We start from the raw sequence: 5,632 nt of genomic DNA on the forward strand, positions 1-5,632 counted from the left end.
GAAGAGCTTCTACAATAGTTGTATCACAGCTTCCTGTCACAAAATGGTTCGAAACTATAGGTGACAGTACCATTGCTGATGCCATTCTTGACAGACTCGTTCATACAGCACACAGAATAGAGCTAAAAGGTGAATCAATGAGAAAAAAACAATAACTTTAATTGCCGTTAAAACGGTAACTGAAAACCCAAAAAGAAGGGGTGGTCAGAATGACCGGATTGGTGGTCAAGATCATCGGATTAAACAATACCACAACAAAAAGAATTAACGGGATTTTTGGAGCGTACAGAAATGATAAATACATAGATGCTTTCTTTGAGCAAATTTTACTTTTTAAAGACAAAAGAATTTGGGGGCAAGAAAATGAATTTCGGATTATTTTAGCTGGTTTAGCTATAAATAATATGAAAAGCTTGAACTTATTCTCTAATACAAATTTTAAATTGTTTGAGCCAAATGGATATAGGCTGCCTTATCCTAAAAATGACATCATAAGAGAAGTAACTTTTGGTGTTAATTTCGACAAGAATAAAATAGTTGAAGCAGTGAGTCTTATAAGTAAAGGTAATAAAAACGTTAAATTTTATACTTCAAAATTAGACTTTGTAAATTCAGACATAACTAGAGAAGAAATAAAACGACACCACAACATTGTATAAGAGCAATAGCGGGTGAAGTGGTAAATTCAAGGTCTGTGTATTTAATAAACTTTGGTGGTAGCGGACAGGTAATCTGCTTGAAAGCCGCTACTGCTCTTATACTTGACCGTTGTAGCACATATTAAGAACCTCCAAACCAGAGACAAACAAATTTTAAAATTTTGAAAATAGTAACTTTAAAGTTACATTTGTTTTATGGAAAAAATAAGGGAAGTCATAGCTTATCAGGACCATTTTGAGAACTTTTTAAAAGCCCAAACAGAAAAAGTTCAAAATAAGATTTTTAAGGTCATTGAAGCGATTGAAACTTTGGAAAGAGTTCCTGAGACTTACCTGAAACCTATCAAAACAAAGAAAGGGCTATATGAAGCAAGGGTTCAGTTGGCATCTAATATATGGAGGGTATTTTGTTTTTTCGATGAAGGAAAGCTTGTGATACTTCTCAATGGCTTTCAAAAGAAAACCCAAAAAACACCAACCAAAGAAATTGAAAAGGCTGCCAAACTGATGGATGAATATTATACTGAAAAGGAAGTTCAAAAAGGAAAAAAGAAAAGGAAATGAATACGAAGAGCTGGAAGAAAATCAAAGATGATGTGTACGGAGTCAAAGGAACCGAACGCAGGGATGAATTGGAAAGGGATGTTGAGTCATTCAAAATTGGGTTGCTATTAAAGAAGGCAAGAGAGAACAAGAATCTCACCCAAGAGCAATTAGCGGAATTGGTGGATAAGAAGAGAACCTACATCTCAAGGGTGGAGAACAACGGAAGTAACTTGACACTAAAAACCCTTTATGAAATTGTTGAAAAAGGATTGGGTGGGAAGGTGAAGATTTCGATTGAACTCTGAAAAAGGAAATACGCGCTATAACATCACCTTGGATACAGCGGGCGGTTCCGAGTTATTATGAAAATCAGTATCTTTAAAAAATTAGGAGTAGGCTGGAAGCGAACGGCTCCGAATGCCCGCCGTCTCCAAGCTGAATCCCGTTGCAATTATAAAGAAACACAATGAAAATATTTACCGACAGAAATTTTAGAACTTTTTTTTTAGTCGGAATGGGTATTTACTTTATCGTTGAACATGGAACAAGAGAACATTCAGTTTCAACTGAAGACCTGATAGAACTGAAGGGTAAAATTATCGATTACTCATTCAAGGATAATACAGGATGGAGAAGACAAGGTCAACAGTATTACATATACTTGGATGAATACCCAAACAAATTCCAAATTAAAGCGGATTATTTACGATACTTTGACAAAGAAATTTTTAAAGAAAACTTTGAATCAGGAACAATATTAGAAATAAGTTTCCCGAAATATCAAGAACACTTAATTGGGACTAAAGAAGCCGTGTTATTGACTTCATTGTCAATAAACTCATATGAATACATAAGCCAAAGGCAGACAATAGAATTTGAAAAATCATCAAAATCATCAAACTCTGACTACTTGCTTGGAATAATATTTATCATCCTTGGTGTATTAGTATTTTTATTCCACAATAAATTATAAAATGCAACTAACATCACCTTGGATACAGCGGGCGGTTTAGAGTAAATAGAAAGTTTCCTATCTTTAAGAGGTTAGGAGTAGGCTGGAAGAGAACGGCTCCGAATGCCCGCCGTCTCCAAGCTGAATCCCGTTAGCTGCAAGAATAAGTATGAAAATCAAACTCAACATCTTACTAATATTTTTGTTCTTCAATCTTACAACAGGAGTGGCTTGCTCCTGCTTTGAGGTTCAAATTGATTCTTCGTTTAATTATTCAAGTTTGATATTTAAAGGGAAAGTAAAAGAAATTATAAAAGGAAAGTTTTTTAATTATCAAGGTTATACCTCTGATATAGTTAATTTTGAAATAGTAGAAGGTTTTAAAAAGGCAAAAGTAGAACAAGGAATAGTTTCTATTATTAATTACAATTCCTCTTGTGATTTTTTATTTGAAGAAAATAAGGAATATATAGTATTTGCAAATGACCTTGGCTATGGTCATTATTCTACTTCAATATGTACCAAAACAGCAGAAATAGACGACTTTCATCCTGATGACCTGAAAAGATTAAAAGAATTGTCAAAGAATTGGATTGATGACCTTTATAATTATCAGGATTTGTTGGTGGTAGAAAAAGTTACTTATAACGCCCTAATAAAAGAAAATGAAGACCAAAATGCTATAATTGAAGAACAAAAAGGTCTATTAAAATTAATTATTTACCTGATTGTAGGTGTGATTTTAAGTGTTATTATTTTCATGATAGTAGCCAATAAGGCGAAAACCAGCCACTAACATCACCTTGGATCCAGCGGGCGGTTCCGAGTAAATTGAAAATTTAGTATCTTTAAGAAGTTCGGAGTAGGCTGGAAGAGAGTGGTTTCGAATGCCTGTCTGCCGCCAGGCGGGCCTTCCTAAATTCAGACAGGCCAGCCATCCCCAAGATCAATCTCGTTAGCAACAAGCTGAAAAATAGAATTGAAATTCAAAAACTAGAAAATGACAAAAATTATTTCAAGCCCTAATTGTGGGAATTCACCCAAAATGACATTTTTAAAAGAATTCAATATTGCTTTTGCAAAAGGCAACTTAGAATTTATTATTGAAAATGTAACGGACGAAATTGTTTGGAATATAATTGGTGATAGAAAAATTGAGGGGAAAAAGAAGTTTACAGAGGAACTGGGTAAAATGAAATCTAAAAAGGCGACCGAATTAATAATTGAACAAATCTTATCGCACGGAAAAGAAGGAGCTGCGAACGGAATTATGAAAATGCAAAACGGAAAAAAATACGCATTCTCTGATTTTTATGTGTTCAAGAATACCAAATCAACTGATTTAAAATCGATAACATCATACGTAATTGAACTTTAACTAAAAGCACAATAAAACCAGTTGCAAATATCACCTACCCAAAAGACGGGGTTCAATGTTCCAATGACAGCTTTGTGGTAAATCAAATATCAGTTTTTCAAAGAAAGTTTTGTGTTAAAAGCTTCGCGCTTCGGGCAGCCCAAAAAATTGATCAGAATTTTGAAAAATGAAAACCATTTACACAATTAATAAAAATGACACACTAAACTCTCTAAAATATTTAGTGAGACGAATGTACGCCTTGCCTTTCTTGTTAATTCTTTCTGTTCCTTTTGCGCATTACATAAAAGGAATGGATTGGGAAACTTCAAAGGAATTAGCCCCACTTTTCGCGCTTTTTGCAGTCTTTATTTTTCAAGTGATTCCTACAACAATAATGCACTTAACTCATTATATATCGAATAAAGAATTGACTGTTGAAATAGACAGAATTGAACAAACAATAACCTTTAAAAAGGGTAATGGAACTTACTGCTTTCATTTTGAAGATTTAATAGTTGAATTATACATCCCAATCTACCATAAAAACAAAATTGATAGTATGAAACGTTGGGCAACTCCGTGGTCCAACTATTCATATATGAAAGTGATTTCAAAGGATAACAAGGAATTTAATATTAGCTCAACCTTAATAAGACCAGAAGAATTACCACTTCATGTAGAAAAAACCAATTATTCCTTATGGCCTGTAATTAAGAATTGGTTTGTTAACAGACAGGAAATAATTGATGCTGAGTTTGAATTAGAAAGAGAAAGGTTAAACAGGTGGAAAGATAAATTTTCAGCTTTGACTCTAGAAGAAATTGAAAGAAAACTTTCAAATGCAGAAAGATTAGATGATTATCCAAAAAAAGCTCTAATGGATCTAAGAAATGAAAAAAAGCTACTAATTTCACCTAAGAGCTAGCAGGCTGGAAATGCTAAATTTAAAGTGATTACCTTCAATATACCTTGGTCTTGGCGGACAGGGAATCGGGTTTTAAAGCCCTCCTGCTCTAAGCCTTGGCCGTAAGGTGCGAATAGAAAAATGAAAATAAACAGAATCACTTATTCCATCAAGAAAAATGAATTGAGAGAGGAACAGCTCAAAGATTTCAATATTTTGACATCCTTCTATGAAGAATTAATATTCAATTTTTTACCAAAAAATACCGAAGTGGGTGGGTATGGTTTTCTAGACATAAAATTTGAATTGGATGCTGATATACCAAGTGTAAGGATTTATGGACAAATTATTGAGGCATTTCGACCAATTTCACAAAGTGAATTGAAATCTTATCTGAATTGCACAACCGAAGAAAAAATAGTCTTTTTAGGAAATCATTTAAAGGGTGTTTTGTCCGATGTAAGGAAGCAAATGAATGTTGATTTTCAAATATTCGAAGAAGCAAATTTAAAAGCAAAGGAAAACTACAATGGTTTTGAGCAGGAATTAAATGTTTCAAAAAATCATAAAAGTGGGAAACTTAAGGTATCGATATGCAGAGTTATAAGACCTGAAGATGAATTTATTCAATGCAGGATTGTAATGAAATCGGGAGAAATACTTGACAAATTTGACCTGATGAAAAATTCGTCTATTTATGATTCCTCGCACGATTTTAAAAAATCTAGATGGAAGGAAAACTCGCTGGTAATATTCAATAGATTTAACGAAGAAAAAATATCTATAGATGTATCAAAATATCTAAATTAAAAGCACCTAACATCACCTTGAATACAGCAGGCGGTTCAGAGTAAATTGAAAAATCAGTATCTTTAAGAAGTTCGGAGTAGGTTGGAAGCGAGTGGTTTCGAATGCCTGTCTGCCGCCAGGTGGACCTTCCTAAATTCAGACAGGTTATCCAACTGGATATTCCGGACAATACTGACCCCTGTTCTGGACATATTGACCCCTCTAAAAATGGGTTTGGTTCTATAATCTGTTAGGCTGACAATTTTACATTTTTTTTCTGAGACTTTCTCCTTTTAACTCTATTCTGTAGGAAGAATGGACTAATCTGTCAAGAATAGCATCTGCTATAGTTTCTTCCCCGATGATATCATACCAGCTTGATACGGGCAACTGACTGACAATGATTGTTGATTTCTTTCCAT

The 5,632-nt window shown here is 33.8% G+C and carries 10 protein-coding genes; 9 read left to right on the forward strand and 1 reads right to left on the reverse strand.

Features of this window, described 5'->3' with window-relative positions; genetic code table 11:
* The 9 genes from MM213_RS20305 to MM213_RS20345 all read left to right on the forward strand — a co-directional run.
* Positions 1–155: ATP-binding protein (locus tag MM213_RS20305; protein ID WP_241413393.1), on the forward strand; the 155-nt coding region annotated here is incomplete at its 5' end.
* Positions 156–209: 54 nt separating this feature from the next.
* A complete protein-coding gene (locus tag MM213_RS20310; RefSeq protein ID WP_241414716.1) occupies positions 210–659 on the forward strand; it encodes a hypothetical protein in 450 nt (149 codons plus the stop codon).
* A 195-nt stretch (positions 660–854) separates the two neighbouring features.
* Positions 855–1,223 carry a type II toxin-antitoxin system RelE/ParE family toxin gene (locus tag MM213_RS20315; RefSeq protein WP_241414717.1) on the forward strand — a complete coding sequence of 123 codons (369 nt, stop codon included), beginning with the start codon at positions 855–857 and terminating at the stop codon, positions 1,221–1,223.
* A complete protein-coding gene (locus MM213_RS20320; RefSeq protein WP_241414718.1) occupies positions 1,220–1,510 on the forward strand; it encodes a helix-turn-helix domain-containing protein in 291 nt (96 codons plus the stop codon). Before MM213_RS20315 ends, MM213_RS20320 begins: the two co-directional genes overlap by 4 nt.
* A 161-nt stretch (positions 1,511–1,671) precedes the next feature.
* Positions 1,672–2,178, forward strand: coding sequence for a hypothetical protein (locus MM213_RS20325; protein WP_241414719.1), 507 nt, complete (start codon positions 1,672–1,674; stop codon positions 2,176–2,178).
* 148 nt (positions 2,179–2,326) lie between these two features.
* A complete protein-coding gene (locus tag MM213_RS20330) occupies positions 2,327–2,953 on the forward strand; it encodes a hypothetical protein (RefSeq protein WP_241414720.1) in 627 nt (208 codons plus the stop codon).
* A 204-nt stretch (positions 2,954–3,157) separates the two neighbouring features.
* A complete protein-coding gene (locus MM213_RS20335) occupies positions 3,158–3,535 on the forward strand; it encodes a nuclear transport factor 2-like protein (RefSeq protein ID WP_241414721.1) in 378 nt (125 codons plus the stop codon).
* A 166-nt stretch (positions 3,536–3,701) separates the two neighbouring features.
* Entirely contained in the window at positions 3,702–4,442 is a 741-nt protein-coding gene (locus tag MM213_RS20340) for a PH domain-containing protein (protein ID WP_241414722.1), read from the forward strand.
* A 120-nt stretch (positions 4,443–4,562) separates the two neighbouring features.
* A complete protein-coding gene (locus tag MM213_RS20345) occupies positions 4,563–5,231 on the forward strand; it encodes a hypothetical protein (RefSeq protein WP_241414723.1) in 669 nt (222 codons plus the stop codon).
* A gap of 243 nt (positions 5,232–5,474) precedes the next feature.
* Here MM213_RS20345 and MM213_RS20350 read toward each other — a convergent pair.
* Positions 5,475–5,632 (reverse strand): ATP-binding protein (locus tag MM213_RS20350; RefSeq protein ID WP_241321785.1); only part of this gene is annotated, 158 nt, incomplete at its 5' end.

Origin of the sequence: Belliella alkalica, assembly GCF_022549785.1 — a bacterium.
Classification (GTDB): Bacteria; Bacteroidota; Bacteroidia; order Cytophagales; family Cyclobacteriaceae; genus Belliella; species Belliella alkalica.